A 15,620-nucleotide genomic window follows, 5' to 3' on the forward strand; every position below is an offset into this window, starting at 1 on the left:
CTCCTTCAGGGGAACGGGTGGGGCAGGATCAGGTGGTCGGGGGCGGCGAGCCGGGCCTGCCGCAGGCGGGGCAGGTCGACCCGCCGGTTGAGGTGCCCGAAGGTCATCGGCACGGCCCCGGGCGCGAGGACCTTCGCGGCGGCCAGGCCGAGGCGGCGTTCGGCCGCCCCGGTCTGGTCCACCACCAGCGGCGGCGTCCCGGCGGCGGCCATCGCGTCGACGACCCTGCGCAGCACCTCGGTCAGGTCGGGGTGCGGCCACCGCTCGCGCCAGCCGGCGAAGTGCTCGTCGAACGGTCGCGCCGGGCCGGCGGCGGCCTCCCGCAGCGCGAAGTCGAAGCGGGGCAGGGCCTGCGGCAGCAGGTGCAGGGCGGCGTGGTCTCCCAGTCCTTCCACCAGGTCGGCGTCGGCGAGCATGGCGAGCAGCCGGTCCCGCGGTGGGCGGGCCACCTTCGGCGCGACGGTCACGTTCACGCCGACCTCCAGGACAGCCGCCGCGGCGGCCCGGCGGGGATCGGGATGCGCCCCGGCGGCGGAGAAGGTCGCGCCCCGGTCTGGTCGGTCGGTGACGGCGAGGGCCCAGACGGCCGGTATCCCGACGTCACTGGTGATGTCGAGCAGGTGCAGCCGGTAGCCCTCCGCCGCGATCCGGTCCGTGAGGTGCCGGGTCAGCGGATCGACGTCGGGCGGCAGCGCCAGAGCCGGCGGCGTACGGCCGGCGTACCAGGTGAGCAGGAAGGCGTCCCGCTCGATCGTCTCCAGGCAGGCGTGCAGGATCGCCTCCTCCAGGCAGCCACCGACGGCGCAGCCGCTGGAGGACTCGTAGAGGAACCGGGCGGCCCCGGCACGGTCCACCCCGTAGTAGGCGGCGTGCTCCGGCACGAGGACAGGCCGGTCACCCACCAGGTCGTACGCCCACACCCAGGACGTCACCGTGTCCGGGGTGAAGGGGTCCAGCCGGTACCCGGGGTGGTGGACCGCCTCCGGCTCCGGCAGGCCCAGCCGGGCGGGGTCGACGGCGTCGGCGGCGAGTTCCCGGTAGCTGCCCAGCGTGGTCGTCCGGCGGGCCTGCGGGCAGCGTCCGGCCTCCCGCTCGACCGCCTCCAGCAGGGCCAGCACCTGCGCGGCCGGTTGGTCCGCCGCGCGACCGTATCCACCGACCCGACCGGAGCGGCCGGGCACGGGCATCTCGGCCGCCGCCAGCGCGAGCGGGCCCTGCCGGTCGGTGTGGACGTGCGTCACCGGCCCGTAGCGGGGGTCGACCAGTTCGGCGCGGAGCACGGCCAGGTCCGGCGGTCCGGGACGGACCCGCAGGCGGTCGGGTGCGGCCTGCCGGCGGGGGCGCAGGGCGATCGTGGCGGCCCCGGCCGAGTCGGCTGGCAGGGCACCGCAGTCCGGACAGTCCGGCACTGCTCGGATCAGGTGCCGACTGATCGCGCCGTCGCGGGCCGACAGCACGCTGGCCAGGCGCGGGTCGGCGTCGTCGGTGAGCTGGCCGGCGACCAGCGCGCCGACCAGCCCGTGCCAGTACGGCGGCAGCGGCAGCGGCCGGCCACCGGCGAGCAGCGTGGCGGTGCTGCCGGCGCCGAGGACGGCCTCCTGCCGGGTGTCGGCGCACCGCAGGCAGCCGCCGGCACCGGGGCCGCTCAACGGGCCGATCTCGATCGCCGTCCCGCGCCCCCGCACCGGCAGGTACGCCCTGCCGGCCGCGTGGGCGGCCCGCTGCTCGGCCAGGTGCCGGGCCACCGGCCAGTCCGCCGCGACGCCCACCACCACGGGCCGGTCCGTCCGCCGTACGGTCGAGGCGCTGACGGTGATCGCCCGGACCAGGCGGTCGTCGTCCCCGACGACCCGCATCGGGCCGTCCTCCGCCGCGCCTGGACCGGAGGACGCGGTGTCGAGGCCGACCGGTGGGCGGGCCGGCACCGATCCCGCCGTCGGTCCGGCGCCCGGCACCCCGTCACCGGCGCCCGCCCCGCCCCGCGCGGCTGGCGCCCCGTCACCGGTGAGCGCCCCGTCCCGCGCGGCGGGTGGCCCGGTCCGCGCGGCCGGTGGCCAGGGCTGTCGGCCGGTCGGCTCGCCGACGCGCTGGACGACCCCGCCGCGCAGCGACAGCGCCGTGCCGTCGGCGAGCCCGGCCAGCATGCGTACCACCTCGTGCGCCACGAGGGACGGCAGCAGCCGGTGGTCGGTCGCCGACACGGCCGGACCGCCGTCCGTGGCTGCGGCGGCCTGGCCTGCGGCGGCCTGGCCTGCGGCGGCCTGGCCTGCGGCGGCCTGGCCTGCGGCGGCCTGGCCTGCGGCGGCCTGGCCTGCGGCGGCCTGGCCCGAGGCGGTGTGGCCTGCGGCGGCGGGGTCACCGGGCGGGCCCAGCGGGCCGATCAGCGCGCCGTCCGGACGGATCGTCACCGGCAGCACCGCGGGCCGCAGGGAGCCGGGCTGCCGCGGTGCCGCCTCCGGCCACGGGGGAACGGGCGGCTCCCGACGCTCGCCGGGGTCCTCCGTCCGGACCCACACGACCAGGTCCGCGCCGCCGCCGTCCCCGGGCAGCTCCCGCAGGGCGTGGAGAGCCTCTCCAGGCGCGGCGGAGAGCCCGGACACGGCCAGTGCCGCCCGTACGGCCGGTGGGAGGTCGCCCTCGCCGGTGACCGCGACCGCACACCGCGACACCGCGTCCAGCGCGTCGGCCGGATCCTGCGCGAGCCCCGCCAGCCAGGCCGCCAACGGATGGCCGTCCAGCGGCACCCGGACGTCGACCAGGACGCCGTGCTCGGCGAGGAGACCGAGCAGCCAGCCCACCGCCCGGGCGGTCCGGTCGGGCAGTCCCAGGGTGGCGGTCGCCGGGTCGAGCCCCCGGCGGAGGGAGGGCTCCAGCCGTTGCCACAGCTCGCCGGCGACCGGCGGGCAGGTCACCACCGAGCTGGACCGCCAGCCGCTCACGAGGAGCCCGCCCTCGACCGCCCGGACCAGGGTGCCCGGTCGCAGGGTCACCTCACCCACGTCGCCTCCACCCGGGTCACCCGGTGCGGGCGGTGAGGGCGTCCTGCCATGTCACGCCGTGGATCTCCTGGGTGGCCTCGGCGAGCAGATAGGCACCGAGGTACCGCTCCAGCGGCGCGACGTCGCAGAGCGTCAGCAGCTGGTAGAGCATGTTCGTGCAGAACCGGTAGACCTGGAACTCCCGGCTGGCGGCGACCCGTTGGAAGCCCGACGCCTCCAGCGCCTGGTGGTAGGCGCTCGCCCCGCGACGGCTCAGGTCCCACCGGATCGCGGTGGCGTCGTCGAACGAGGTGGTACGCCGCCGGAACTCGGCGGAGAACGCCCCGTCGAGCGCGCCCGCGTCGTACGCCCGCTCGGCGATCCGCCACGCGGCCGCGCTCCACGCCCGCCACGCCGCCGCCACCGGCTCGGCGGTGTCCGGGGTGGACGCCTGGCGGACCAGGTCGTGGTACCTCCCGCCGGCCCGGTCGGCGAAGGCGGCGAAGCGCGGGCGCAGGAGCTCGTCCCGCTCGCCGAAGAGGAAGTCCTCCAGGTGCGACAGGAAGGTGTGGTAGCCGGACAGCAGCCGTCCCGGCCAGGTGTCGGCGTGCGCGGCCATGGCGGTGACCACGACGCCCACCCGGGCGGCCTGGGCGTCCCCGACGAGGGCGAGCTGGTCGAGCGACACCCGCACGGGAGCCAGCCCGGCGGCGAGGATGTCGGCACGGCACTCGACCGCGCCCGGCGTGCCGAGCAGCGCGGCCAGCGCACTCTGGTCGCCGTCGGTCACCAGCACCGTGTTGTCCGGGTGGATCGGGTCGTACGGGGGCGGTACGAGTTCCGCCCGGCCGGCCGCCTCGGACCGGCGTAGCAGCAGCTCCTCGTCGAGCCCGGCCCGGGACGGCGCCACCGCCAGGTGACCACGCAACCGTTCGGCGGCCTCGGCGGCGGCAGTGGCCCGTTGCGCCTCGGGGCCGCGTAGCCGAAGGCGCACGTGCGGGCCGTGCAACCAGTGCCGTTCCAGGTGGACGGCCAGCCCGGCACCGCGCAACCGCTCCGCGACGGGCAGGACGGCGTCGCGCAGCAGCGACGCCTTGGCCTCCTCGTGGTAGTGGCACACGACGTCGGTGGTCGGAGTCAGTCCGGTCGTGCTCGGCTCGGTCATGGCTGGGCTCCACTCGGCTCGGTGGTGCGGTCGGACGGCCGGCGCCGGTCAGTCACGGGAGGCCGCCGGGAGGTAGGTCTCGACGACCAGTTCGGTGACCCGGTGCGGCCGGTCGTGGCCGGCGGGGCGGGGCAGGGCCTCCTCGACGAGCAGCCGGCCGGTGATCCGCCCGAGCCATCGGGGCACGCAGCGCAGGTGCAGCGGGCTGGCCAGGTCGACGAACTGCGGCTTGGGCCGGGCGACCGCCTCCCGGAGCCCGGCGATCGCCGGGGGAGGCGGCGGGGCGGACGGACGTTCCGACGGCTGCCGCGCCGGGGTGCCGGGGTGCCGCGCGGCGTGGCCCGGTGCGGGCGGCCGTCCGTCGCGCCGGCTGCCCTGGTTCAGGAAGACCTGATCGGGCAGGTCCCAGCCCGCCCGCAGCGCCGCGGCGTCGGCGACCGACGGCGAGCCGAGCTCGCGAAGGTGCCGTTCGGCGCCCTCGTCGAAGCGCCAGCTCCGGCGGGCGAGGACGACGCGGCCACAGCGGAGCCGGTCGGAGACGACGGCCTGTCCGCCCGGGCCGGCCACCGTCCGGGTCGCGGCCAGGTGGCGGAGCCCCACCTCGCCGCTGCCCAGGTCGCCGAGCAGCGCGGCCACCCGGGCCGGCAGCGCCGGCGGCGAGAGGAACCCGAGGTACAGCACGTCGAGCAGGTCACCGGTGGCCGGATCGCGCAGCCGGATCTGGTCGCCGGCCAGGTCGTGCACCAGTTCGACCGAGGCGAGGTCGAGCCCGCCCAGCCGCTGGTCGTCGCCGATGTCCTCGCCGAGCAGCAGCGGGTGCAGGTTCGCGTTGAACCCGTGCACCGGCCGGAACTGGGCCACCCGGCCGGGCAGCACCCGGCGGAGCTGGGCGGCCACCGCGGCACGCATGCCGCTGTCGCCGAAGAGGTCCAGGAAGCGGCTGGTGAACCGGCCCCAGCCGCCGTAGACGTGGTTGAGGTGCAGCGACCCGTCCGGGCCGTGCTGACCGAAGAAGGCGTACGACACCGGCCGGGCCCGCAGCCAGCGGGGCAGTGCGGCGGCCGCCTCGGCGACCAGGCCGGCACCGATGACGGTCTCCACACCGTCGTTCCCGCCGTCGGCGCGTACCGCCCGGACCACCTCCTGCCGCAGCGTGGCCAGCTGGGCCAGCTCGGGCACCAGGGCGATCGGACCGCCCACCAGGGTCCCCTCCGGGGTCACCGTCGGCAGGTCGTCGAAGCCGGCGCCGATCTCGGCGAAGAACTGGCCGAGGTCGGCACAGCGGGCCCCGGGACCGTAGCGCTCGACGAACCGGTGTCGCAGGAGCCGGCGCAGCACCTGGTCCTCGTCGAACAGCAGCGCGAGGCTGGTCAGCGCGGTCAGGTCGGCGGTGTCCCCGGGCCGGCGGGTCAGGCGTGCCGGCCCGGGTAGCACGACATCCTCGGTGACGGGCGCCTGGGCCGGTGCGGCGGCCCCGAGCTGCCGCAGGGCCCCGTGCCAGCCGGCGTCGATCCGACGTACGAGCGGGCCGCGCCGCGCAGCGTCGACGTCCGCCAGCGACCGGATGTCCTTGTCGAGATGCCGTACCTGGTCGGCGAGGGCGGGGGCACCGGTGTCGCCGAGCCAGTCGGCGATCGCCGCCAGCGCCGCCGGGTCGTGCTCGGTGGTCGGCGGTACCGGGATCAGCAGGCGTTCGTCGCAGAGCTGGGTGACGAGACGCCGCGCGAGCCGCTCGGCCTCGGCGGCGTCCGTGGCGGGGCGCGCGGCGCCTCGGCCGAGGGCCGCCACGAGCTCCGCCGGCGGGTGTCCGTCGGGTGCGGCGCGGAGCACCCGGATGATCGCGGCCAGTGCGGGCCGCAGCGGCATCCGGACCCGTTCCTCCCGGATCACCGGCGTGCCGTCGGCGCCGGTCGTCGGGTGCTCGCGGTAGAACACCACGTGCCCGTCCTGCACGCGGGTGCCGGGCGCGAGCCGGTGCGGGGTGCGCAGAATCTGGTCCGGGCGGCTGGTCCCGGCCAGGAAGAGGCTGGTGACCAGGCTGGCGGGGGGACGGGTCACCGCCACCGGTTCTCCCGCCGTTGTCACGTCCAGGCCCGCCGCGAGGTCCGGGTGGGTCGGCAGCGCCCGGTCGGGCGGGGCGGGGACGGCTCCGTCGTCCGGCCAGGGGGCCCAGCCGACGATGGTGAACCAGGAGAGCGGGCTGGTCCGGGTGGTGGCTCGCAACGCGTAACGGAGCACGGTGGGTTCGGACTTGCGACCCCGGGCGTCCGGCTCGCCGCCGCGCGCCGCCGTCCGCTGCACCGCTGCCAACAGCTCGGGGCTGGTCAACGCGACCGCCCGGCCGAACGGCTCGCTGCCGCACAGGGCGGCGAGTGCGACGCGCTCCTCGGCCAGCGCCGCAGCCGACCCGGCGTCGACGGCGCCGGTGAGCCGGTCGATCTCGGCCCGGGCCCGCAACCAACGCCCCAGCGCCGGCAGCCGGTCGGGCAGGTCGCCGAGCCGGGCGCGCAGGTCGCTGGCCGGCGACCGGTCGTTGTGTACGTCCCGCCGCAGCGGCAGCAGGACCGAGCGGCGGTACGCCGTCGGGGCCTGACCGCCGAGCCGGTACAGCTCCTCGGTGAGTTCGGGTCCGAGGGCCTGGCAATCGACCAACCGATCGACGAGCTGGTCCTGGAGACGACGCAGGTGCCGTCCGACCGGACCGGCAGCCGGCAGGTCGACCGCCGTCCTGCGGATCAGCACGTACGGGGCGACCTGGACCTCCGGCGCGACTCGGCCGCCCGGTGCCGGCGACACCGGCGGGGCAGGGGACTGGCGGGTGGTTGTCACGGTCTCCTCCGTACGCGGTCGTCGGCAGCGACCCCGGTTGAGCCGGTGAGGCCGCGAAACGCCGGTGTCGGCGTCCCCGGCCCCACCGGTTCAGCCCCGGTCCGGTACGACTACTGGGGAAGCTGGGCGGCGCAGGACGAGTAGCCCAGCCACCGCCAGACGGCGGAGGTGCTCGCCGAGGCGCCGGTCTCCGGCAGGGCCACCGCGTCGCGCACGGCGTGCACCTCCAGCAGGTCGGACACCTCCAGGTCGGCCAGGTTGAGGTCTTCGAGGTCGGCCAGCGTGGCCGTCATGTCGCGCATCGTGTACTCCGGTTCCAGGGGGAATGTCGTCGACGAACAAGCGCACTTGTCGATGACAAGATGGACAGTGCGCAAGATGTTAGTCAGCTCCGCCCACGAACTATTCGTCCGAGCGTCCAGTCGCCGATGGCCGTACGACGGCTGCCGGCTGACGAACAGAAGGAACCGCGCTCACGCGGCCGATGTGCGGGAGGCCCGTCACCCCTACGCACGAAGGTGCCGCGGTCCGCGCCGCCGGAGGGCGGCACCGCTCACCCGGAACCGTCCGCCTAGGGGCGGCGGGCCCAGGTCCAGGCGTAGCCGTCGTCCTCGCACGCGGTCGCGGCGTCGCAGAGGTCCAGCGGCCGGAAGGTGTCGACCATGACGGCGAGTTCGTCGAAGAAGTCCGCGCCGATGGACCGCTCGGCGGCGCCCGGCTGCGGGCCGTGGGTGAAGCCGGACGGGTGCAGCGAGATCGAGCCCTGCTCGATGCCGGAGCCACGTCGGGCCTCGTAGTTGCCGCCGGTGTAGAAGAGCATCTCGTCGGAGTCGACGTTGTGGTGGTTGTACGGCACCGGGATCGCGTCCGGGTGGTAGTCGACCTTGCGGGGTACGAACGAGCAGATCACGAAGTTGGGGCCCTGGAAGGTCTGGTGCACGGGCGGCGGCTGGTGGATCCGGCCGGTGATCGGCTCGAAGTCGTGGATGGAGAACGCCCACGGGTACATGTGCCCGTCCCAGCCGACCACGTCGAACGGGTGGTGGGCGTAGACGTAGCGGGTCCAACCGCGCCGGTGCCGGACCAGCACCTCCACGTCCTCGCCGTCGACCAGCAGCGGCGCGTCCGGCCCCCGGACGTCGCGCTCGCAGTAGGGCGAGTGCTCCAGGAACTGGCCCCGCACGGAGAGGTAGCGCTTGGGCGGGCCGATGTGCCCCGCCGCCTCGACGGCGAGCAGCCTGGTCGGCGCGTCGCCGGTGGGCACCAGCCGGTGGATGGTCGAGGTGGGGATGACGACGTAGTCGCCGGGCACCGCGTCGAGCACGCCGAACGTGGACTCGACCCGCAGGGTGCCCGACTCCACGTAGAGGCAGTGGTCGCCGGTGGCGTCGCGGAACAGCGGGGACGGCCGGTCCGCCAGCACGTAGGCGATGCGCACGTCGTCGTTGGCGAGCAGGTACTGCCGGCCGAGCACCGGGTCGGCGCCGGCGCCGTCGAGCTTGTGGGTGCGCAGGTGGCGGGGCTTGAGCGGAAGGTTCGGCACCCGGGCGAACGCGGGCGGGGTGAACTCCTCGGCCGCCACGATCGCGGTCGGCGCGTGCCGGTGGTAGAGCAGGGACGAGTCGGAGGAGAAGCCCTCCTGGCCCATCAGCTCCTCGGCGTAGAGGCTGCCGTCGGGCTGGCGGAACTGGGTGTGGCGCTTGCGCGGCACCTCGCCGACGCTGCGGTAGTACGGCATCTCGCCTCCCGGTTCGTCCCGTTCACCGATCCAGCGGCGTCCGATAATCGGACGCTGTTGTCCGTTACTTGTAGCGTCCCGTACATTCTTGTCTCGTGTCAACGCAGGTGCCCGCGCTCGTCGACGGCCTCGTCGACGACGCCGCCGTCTTCCCGCCCGGCAGCGCGCCGCTGCCCGACGCCGTCGCCGCGCACCGGCGGCACCGCGCCTCCTGGTACGCCGACCTGGTCGGCCCGCTCCTGGTCCCGGCCACGAGGCTGCCCGAGGTGGCGGGCCTGCTCGGCGCCGACGAGCGGATCGCGGTCGGGGTGATCGGCGACGTGCCCCTCGACCGGCTCGACGAGGTGCGGGCCACGGCCGACCCGCGCATCCGCGTGCGCCAGGTGGAGGCGGCGGTCGCCAAGCGCGGCGAGGACCCGCTTCCCGGCCTGACCGAGCTGGTGGCGCTGGCCCGCCGCGCCGGTGCCGGTCCGGCCACCCTCGACGCCGTATACGCCGAGCTGCCGCTCACGTTCGGGCTGATGGGGGCGCTGGACGCGCTCGCCGCCGCCCGCGCCGACGGCGTGCCGATCGCCGCGAAGTTCCGCACCGGCGGGCTGGCCGCCGAGCTGTTCCCCACCCCGGCGGAGCTGGCCGCCGTGATCTGCGCCTGCCGGGACCGGGACCTGCCGTTCAAGCTGACCGCCGGGCTGCACCAGGCGGTCCGGCATCTCGACCCGGAGACCGGCTTCACCCACCACGGCTTCGTCAACGTGCTGGCGGCGACGCTGGCGGCCGCCGGGGGCGCCACCGTGGAGTCGGTCGCCGAGCTGCTCACCGCGACCGACCCGCGCCCGCTGGTGCAGTACGCCGAGGCCGGGCTGGACGGCCCGCGCCCGCTGTGGATCGGCTTCGGCTCGTGCAGCATCCTGGAACCACTGACCGATCTGATCCGGCTGGGGCTGGTGAACGGGGGCTTTCAAGCATGACCTGGGTGACGGGTGCCGACGGTTCGTCGTACGGGGTCGCCAACCTCCCGTACGGGGTGTTCCGCCACGCGGAGGGCGCGCCGCGCGTCGGCGTACGCATCGGCGACTTCGTGCTCGACCTGGCCGGCGCGGAGGAGGCCGGCCTGGTGCTGGCCGCCGGGACGCTGGGTCGGCCCACCCTCAACGACTTCATGGCCCTCGGTCGCCCACAGTGGACGGCCGTCCGGCAGCGGGTGACCGAGCTGCTCACCGACGACGCCCACCGGCCGGCGGTGGAGCCGCTGCTGGTGCCGCTGGCCGAGGCGCGGATGCAGCTGCCGTTCGAGGTCGCCGACTACGTGGACTTCTACTCCTCCGAGCACCACGCGTCCAACGTCGGCCAGATCTTCCGCCCCGGTCAGCCGCCGTTGCTGCCCAACTGGAAGCACCTGCCGATCGGCTACCACGGTCGGGCCGGCACGGTGGTCGTCTCCGGCACGCCGGTGGTGCGGCCGAGCGGGCAGCGGGCCACCCCGCAGGGCCCGGTCACCGGCCCGTCCGTACGCCTCGACATCGAGGCCGAGGTCGGCTTCGTGGTCGGCGTGCCCAGCCCGCTGGGCTCCCGGGTCGCGGCCGACGACTTCGCCGACCACGTCTTCGGTGTCGTGCTGGTCAACGACTGGTCGGCCCGCGACATCCAGGCCTGGGAGTACCAGCCTCTCGGCCCGTTCCTCGGCAAGTCCTTCGCCACCTCGGTCGCGGCCTGGGTGACGCCGCTGGACGCGCTGGGCGACGCCTTCGTCCCCGCCCCCGACCAGGACCCGCCGGTTGCCGCCTACCTGCGCGACGTGCCGCACCTCGGGCTGGACCTGCGCCTGTCGGTGGAGTGGAACGGCGAGCGGGTCAGCGAGCCGCCGTTCGCCACCATGTACTGGACGCCGGCCCAGCAGCTGGCCCACCTCACGGTCAACGGCGCCTCGCTGCGCACCGGCGACCTCTACGCCTCGGGCACCGTCTCCGGGCCGGAACGGGGACAGGTCGGCTCGTTCCTGGAACTCACCTGGGGCGGCAGCGAGCCGGTGAAGTTCGCCGACGGCGGGACCCGCACCTTCCTGGAGGACGGCGACACGGTGACGATCACCGCCACCGCGCCCGGCCCGGACGGCACCACCATCGCCCTGGGCGAGGTGACCGGGAAGATCCTCGCCGCCCGCTGACCCACCTTCCGATCATCGACGGTCCCCGGTCGCACAGTTGGTGCGACCGGGGACCGTTGCTTGCGCGTTGATCGTCGCGGATTCCGTCGCCATGCCGCGCCGGGGCCGGGCCGGACGCCCCCTTCCGGTCCCGGCCCGGCCGCCGGTTGGCGTACCGACGACAGGAAGGTGACGACGATGAACGATCTCCCGGGCGCGGTCTGGCGTACCAGCAGCCGCTCCAACGACCAGGGGCTCTGCGTGGAGGTGGCGGACAACCTGGTCGACGCCCTCGGCGTGGTGGGCGTACGCGACTCCAAGGACCAGGCGGGCCCCACGCTGGCGGTCAGCCCGCCGGGGTGGGCGGCCTTCGTCGGCGCGATCCGGGCCGGCCAGTTCGGTCGCTGACGGGTCGACCGCTCCGGATCGGGGCTCCCGGCGGTGGAAATTCCGCTCCGGGGGCCCCGGTCCGCGCTCACCCGGCGTACCGTCGAGGCCACGGGAGGTGGCATGTCGACGGTGGCGGTCACGGAGTTCGTGGAGGCGCACGACGTCGACCTCTGGCGGCTGCTGACCGACCTGACCACCCGCACCCGGCGCTTCACCGGGCCGGTGGAGGTGCTCACCCCCGGCCCGTTCGGTCCCGGCACCGTGTGGCGGGAGACCCGTTCCCAGCCCGACGGCACCGCGCTGGTCGAGGAGTTCCTCGTCATCGAGGCCGAGCCGCCCCGACGGTTGGTGCTCGGCTCCCGGGGCGCCGGCGTGGACTACCGGATCACCTGGGCGCTGCGCCCGGTCGAGCGGCGTCGCCGGGGCTGCACCGCCGTCACGGTCGAGCAGGAGGCGGTACCGACCGCCCCGTACGGCCGGGTGGTCGCGCTGCTGCTCGGCGGGCTGGCGGCCCGCGCGGTCGAGCGCGCGCTGCGGCAGGACCTCGCCGACCTGGCCGCCGCGGCGGCCACCAACGCGACCGAGGCGGCCTGAGGCGCACGCCGGGTGGTCCGAGGCGCACGCCGGGGCCTTACGTAGTGCCCGGCAGGGTCACCGCCGGAGCGCCCGGGCGCCGGCGACCTGACAGGGCCCGGACCGGCTCCGCTGGGTAGGGTGCCGGGCGGAGGTGCGGCATGGGGTTCCCGAACGGCCGGCGGCGGATCGCGGTGGCGGTCGCGGCGCTGCTGGGCACCGTCGCCGTCGCGGCGACGGTCTACCGGGTGCTCGCCCCCGCCGAGGTCAGCACGCCCGCGCGGGCCGGGTACCCGGCTGCCGCGTCCCCCTCAGCCGGCGTGATCGGTCGGCTCCCCGTGGCCCCGCTCGTCGTGGACGGCCGGCTGCGGGTCTACGCGGCCCACCGTCAGGTCTACGCCGACCGCCCGGTCGACGGCCGGCACCGGACGACCCCGTACTGGTCGTACCGCCGCTGGCCGGCGGCGCTCGACGGGGTCGTGGCGAGCGGGACGACGGTGGTCACCCGCTGGTCCGACGGGCGGCTCGTGGCGCTGGACGCCCGGACGGGCCGGGTCGCCTGGCGGGCGGACGGGCCGGCGCCGGTCGGGGAGCGGGCGGTCCGGCGCACCGGCGCGGCGACGGTCTGGGATCCGCAGGGGATCTTCGTGGCCCCCGCGCCCGACGGGCGGCAGGTGGTGGTGGCGGCCGGGGCGGAGTGGGCGCGTGCCGTGGACCTGGCCGACGGCCGCGAACTGTGGCGGTCGCACGTCACCGTCACGCTGCCACCGGGCGACACGGTCGCCGGGTGCCGGGACGCGCTCGGCACGACCGCGTCGGGACACCTGATCACCGTCGACTCCTGCGCGGAGCCGGCGACGGTGGAGTTCCGCGACGCCGCGACCGGCGCGGTGGGCATGCGCTGGCGGCCGCCGGATGCCGGCGACGAGCTGGTGGCGACCCTGCTGGGCTGCGGCACCGGCCGGACGGGGTGCACCGGGTTGCGGACGGCGAGGCCGGGCGACGACGCGGGCCGGGGCTGGCTGCTCGGCGCCGGGGAACCGGTCGCCGCCCCGGCCCTGGACCGGCCGGACGCCGAACTCGTCGGCGGGACGGCCGTGGCGGTCGTGGACGGGGTGGCGGTGGGCCGCTCGGCGCGTACGGGCGCGGAGCTGTGGCGCCGTCCGGGCCTGTCGCAGGCGCGGCTGCTCGCCGTCCAGCCCGACCGGGTGCACCTGCTGACGGAGACGAACGACCTGCTGACGCTGGACCCGGCGACGGGGGCGCAGCGGTCCTTCTTCGCGCTCAACGTGGGCTCGGACGGGATCGGCTGGGTGTCCGGCGCGGTGTACGCGGGCAGCGGTTTCGTGGCCGTGGAGCGGCTCCGCAAGCCGGTCGACCCGGCGGCGGACGACCAGCGGTACTACCTCACCTCGGAGCCGCTGATCCTCGCCGCGGCGTGAGCGGCGATCCGCGTCGCGTCGTGACACCCCGACCGGCCCGGCTGCTCGACAAATCGGACATAAGTTATTTATAGTCCCACTGTGCGCTTCCTGGCAGCCCTGTTGGGCGCGATCCTGATCCTCGCCACCGCCTCGCCGGCCGACGCCGCGCCGTCGGGCCGGACGGTCCGGCTGGCCCGGACGGTGGGGGTGGACATCACCGTTCCCGCCTCCGTCAACCTCGGCAGCGGGTTCACCGGCGGCACCATCACCCGCCAGTTGGGCACGGTCGAGGTGCGCGACGCGCGCGGCCCGGTCAACCCCAACACCTGGGTCGCCACGGTCTCTGCCACCGTCTTCGTCACCGGCGCCGGCGGGGCGCAGCGGACGATCGCGAACGACCGGGTCTCCTACTGGTCCGGGCCGGCGACGCGGAGCACGGGCGGCGGCACGCTGGTGCCCGGACAGCCCACCTCCGCCCAGGCGGTGACCCTGAACGTCGTCCGCGAGGCGTTCCGCAAGACCGCCGGCAGCGGCAACAACACGGTGGCCTGGGTGCCGACGATCCGGATCGCCATCCCGGCTGGCATCGTCGGGGGAACCTACCGCGGCACGATCACGCACTCTGTCGCCTGATGGGCGATTTGTCTCAAAGCTTCGTCATTGTCCCTGTTGCGACGTCTAACGTGCGTCTCATGAAGAAGCCACTTCTTGCCCTGACCGCCGCCGCGGCCGCCGTGGTGGCCATGGCGGCGCCCGCCGCGGCCGCGCCGACCGGCGACACCATCGTCACCTTCACCGTCGCGACCGCCGACCTCAACATCACGGTGCCCGCCTCGGTCAACCTCGGCTCCGTCTTCTCCGGCGGCGTCATCACCGGCGAACTCGGCACCGTCACCGTCACCGACAGCCGGGCCGCCCTGAACGCCACCTGGACCGTCACGGTGTCGGCCAGCTCCTTCACCACCGGCGGCGGCACGCCCGAGGAGACCATCACGCCGGGCCTGGCGGAGTACTGGTCCGGCGGGGCGACCAACACCACCGGCACCGGCGTGTTCGTGCCGGGGCAGCCCACCCAGGCCGACGCGGTCACGCTGAGCGTCCCCCGCACCGCCTTCTCGAAGACCTCGGGCAGCGGTAACAACACGGCGAGCTGGGCCCCCGACATCCGGATCGCCGTTCCGCCCACCGCCGTCGGCGGCACCTACACGGGGGTGATCACCCATTCGGTGGCATGACCGGGCCCGCGCCCTCGCCCTGGCGGTGACCGTCCTGGTCACGGCCGGGGCGCCGGCGTCGGCCGCACAGCCCTCGCCGGCTGCCGCCGGCCGCCCGCCAGCGCTCGCCGAGCCGCAGGTCCCCGAGGCGGACGTGCCGGCCGTCGAGCCGGAGGGGCGGAAGGGCCCGCACAGGCCCTCCGCCAGCCCTTCGGCGCAGCCGAGCCCGGACGCGCCGTCGACGACGGTCGGGATACGCCTGCTCGACGCCCCCGTCGAGCGACGCGACGACACCCGGGCGCACAGGTACATCGTCGACCACGTCCGCCCCGGCACCACGATCAAGCGGCGGATCATGGTGCAGAACAGCTCGGAGATCCGCCGGACGGTCGCCCTCTACTCCGCCGCCGCCGACGTCACGAAGAAGGGGTTCGTCCTCGCCCCGGAGCGCACCGGGAACGAGCTGAGCAGCTGGATCGACGTCGCGCCGGCGGAGGAGGTGCTGGCCCCCGACGAGGAGGTGGAGGCCCTCGTCACCATCGCCGTGCCCCGCAGCGCCGAGGCCGGGGAGCGGTACGCGGTGGTCTGGGCCGAGGTCGCCGGCGTGGACGGACAGAACGTGCGCAACGTCGGCCGGGCGGGGATCCGGGTCTACCTCTCCGTCGGCCCGGGCGGGGAGCCGCCCTCCGGCTTCGAGATCGGCCCGCTGACCGGCAGGCGGGAGAAGGACGGCACCCCCGTCCTCACCGCCCAGGTCCGCAACACCGGCAGGCGGGCGCTCGACCTGGCCGGCGAGCTGCGGCTCACCGAGGGGCCCGGCGGGCTCTCGGCGGGACCGGTGAAGGTGGAGGCGGGCACCCTCGCGCTGGACGGCAGCAGCACCGTCCGGGTCGCCCTGGACCGTCGGCTGCCGGACGGACCCTGGGCGGCGAAGCTCGACCTGGCCAGCGGCTGGACGAAGCGTTCCGCCACCGGCAGGGTCAGCTTCGGGCCCGTACCGGTGGCGGCCACCAGCGCCGTCGACCGCTCCGGGCAGGTGCTCACCGGAGGGCTGGCCACCTCGGGGCTGGTCCTGCTGCTGTTCGCGGTCCACGCGTACCGCCGCCGGGCCCGGATCCGGCAACCGGTGGAGGTCGCCTGAGAGTCCGGTCCGGTCCGCGAGGGGA

At 75.7% G+C, this 15,620-nt stretch carries 13 protein-coding genes; 8 read left to right on the forward strand and 5 right to left on the reverse strand.

The window, feature by feature from the left end; genetic code table 11:
- Positions 1 to 5: 5 nt before the first annotated feature.
- From EV374_RS26580 to EV374_RS26600, 5 genes are all read right to left on the reverse strand, one after another.
- Complete coding sequence (locus EV374_RS26580) at positions 6 to 2,999, reverse strand: TOMM precursor leader peptide-binding protein (RefSeq protein WP_132239897.1); 2,994 nt, start codon at positions 2,997 to 2,999, stop codon at positions 6 to 8.
- A gap of 16 nt (positions 3,000 to 3,015) precedes the next feature.
- Positions 3,016 to 4,143, reverse strand: coding sequence for a lantibiotic dehydratase C-terminal domain-containing protein (locus EV374_RS26585; protein WP_132239898.1), 1,128 nt, complete (start codon positions 4,141 to 4,143; stop codon positions 3,016 to 3,018).
- 48 nt (positions 4,144 to 4,191) lie between these two features.
- Complete coding sequence (locus tag EV374_RS26590; RefSeq protein ID WP_132239899.1) at positions 4,192 to 6,972, reverse strand: lantibiotic dehydratase; 2,781 nt, start codon at positions 6,970 to 6,972, stop codon at positions 4,192 to 4,194.
- Positions 6,973 to 7,082: 110 nt separating this feature from the next.
- On the reverse strand, positions 7,083 to 7,265 hold the full coding sequence (locus EV374_RS26595) for a thiopeptide-type bacteriocin (protein ID WP_132239900.1): 183 nt from the start codon (positions 7,263 to 7,265) through the stop codon (positions 7,083 to 7,085).
- Positions 7,266 to 7,543: 278 nt separating this feature from the next.
- Positions 7,544 to 8,710: a homogentisate 1,2-dioxygenase gene (locus EV374_RS26600; RefSeq protein WP_132239901.1), complete on the reverse strand. Its 1,167-nt coding sequence runs from the start codon at positions 8,708 to 8,710 to the stop codon at positions 7,544 to 7,546.
- Positions 8,711 to 8,805: 95 nt separating this feature from the next.
- On the opposite strand from EV374_RS26600, the gene EV374_RS26605 reads away from it, so the two are divergent.
- The 8 genes from EV374_RS26605 (at position 8,806) to EV374_RS26640 (ending at position 15,595) form a co-directional block, all read left to right on the forward strand.
- A complete protein-coding gene (locus EV374_RS26605; protein WP_132239902.1) occupies positions 8,806 to 9,678 on the forward strand; it encodes a hypothetical protein in 873 nt (290 codons plus the stop codon).
- Positions 9,675 to 10,874, forward strand: coding sequence for a fumarylacetoacetase (gene fahA, locus EV374_RS26610; RefSeq protein ID WP_132239903.1), 1,200 nt, complete (start codon positions 9,675 to 9,677; stop codon positions 10,872 to 10,874). Before EV374_RS26605 ends, fahA begins: the two co-directional genes overlap by 4 nt.
- 177 nt (positions 10,875 to 11,051) lie before the next feature.
- Complete coding sequence (locus EV374_RS26615; RefSeq protein ID WP_132239904.1) at positions 11,052 to 11,261, forward strand: DUF397 domain-containing protein; 210 nt, start codon at positions 11,052 to 11,054, stop codon at positions 11,259 to 11,261.
- Positions 11,262 to 11,363: 102 nt separating this feature from the next.
- Positions 11,364 to 11,837 carry an SRPBCC family protein gene (locus EV374_RS26620; RefSeq protein ID WP_132239905.1) on the forward strand — a complete coding sequence of 158 codons (474 nt, stop codon included), beginning with the start codon at positions 11,364 to 11,366 and terminating at the stop codon, positions 11,835 to 11,837.
- Positions 11,838 to 11,977: 140 nt separating this feature from the next.
- Positions 11,978 to 13,258, forward strand: coding sequence for an outer membrane protein assembly factor BamB family protein (locus EV374_RS26625; protein WP_132239906.1), 1,281 nt, complete (start codon positions 11,978 to 11,980; stop codon positions 13,256 to 13,258).
- A gap of 81 nt (positions 13,259 to 13,339) precedes the next feature.
- On the forward strand, positions 13,340 to 13,873 hold the full coding sequence (locus tag EV374_RS26630; protein ID WP_132239907.1) for a hypothetical protein: 534 nt from the start codon (positions 13,340 to 13,342) through the stop codon (positions 13,871 to 13,873).
- 59 nt (positions 13,874 to 13,932) lie between these two features.
- Positions 13,933 to 14,475, forward strand: coding sequence for a hypothetical protein (locus EV374_RS26635; RefSeq protein WP_132239908.1), 543 nt, complete (start codon positions 13,933 to 13,935; stop codon positions 14,473 to 14,475).
- 25 nt (positions 14,476 to 14,500) lie between these two features.
- Positions 14,501 to 15,595: a hypothetical protein gene (locus tag EV374_RS26640; RefSeq protein ID WP_132239909.1), complete on the forward strand. Its 1,095-nt coding sequence runs from the start codon at positions 14,501 to 14,503 to the stop codon at positions 15,593 to 15,595.
- The last annotated feature ends 25 nt before the right edge of the window (positions 15,596 to 15,620 follow it).

The sequence above is a fragment of the Micromonospora sp. CNZ303 genome, assembly GCF_004345505.1.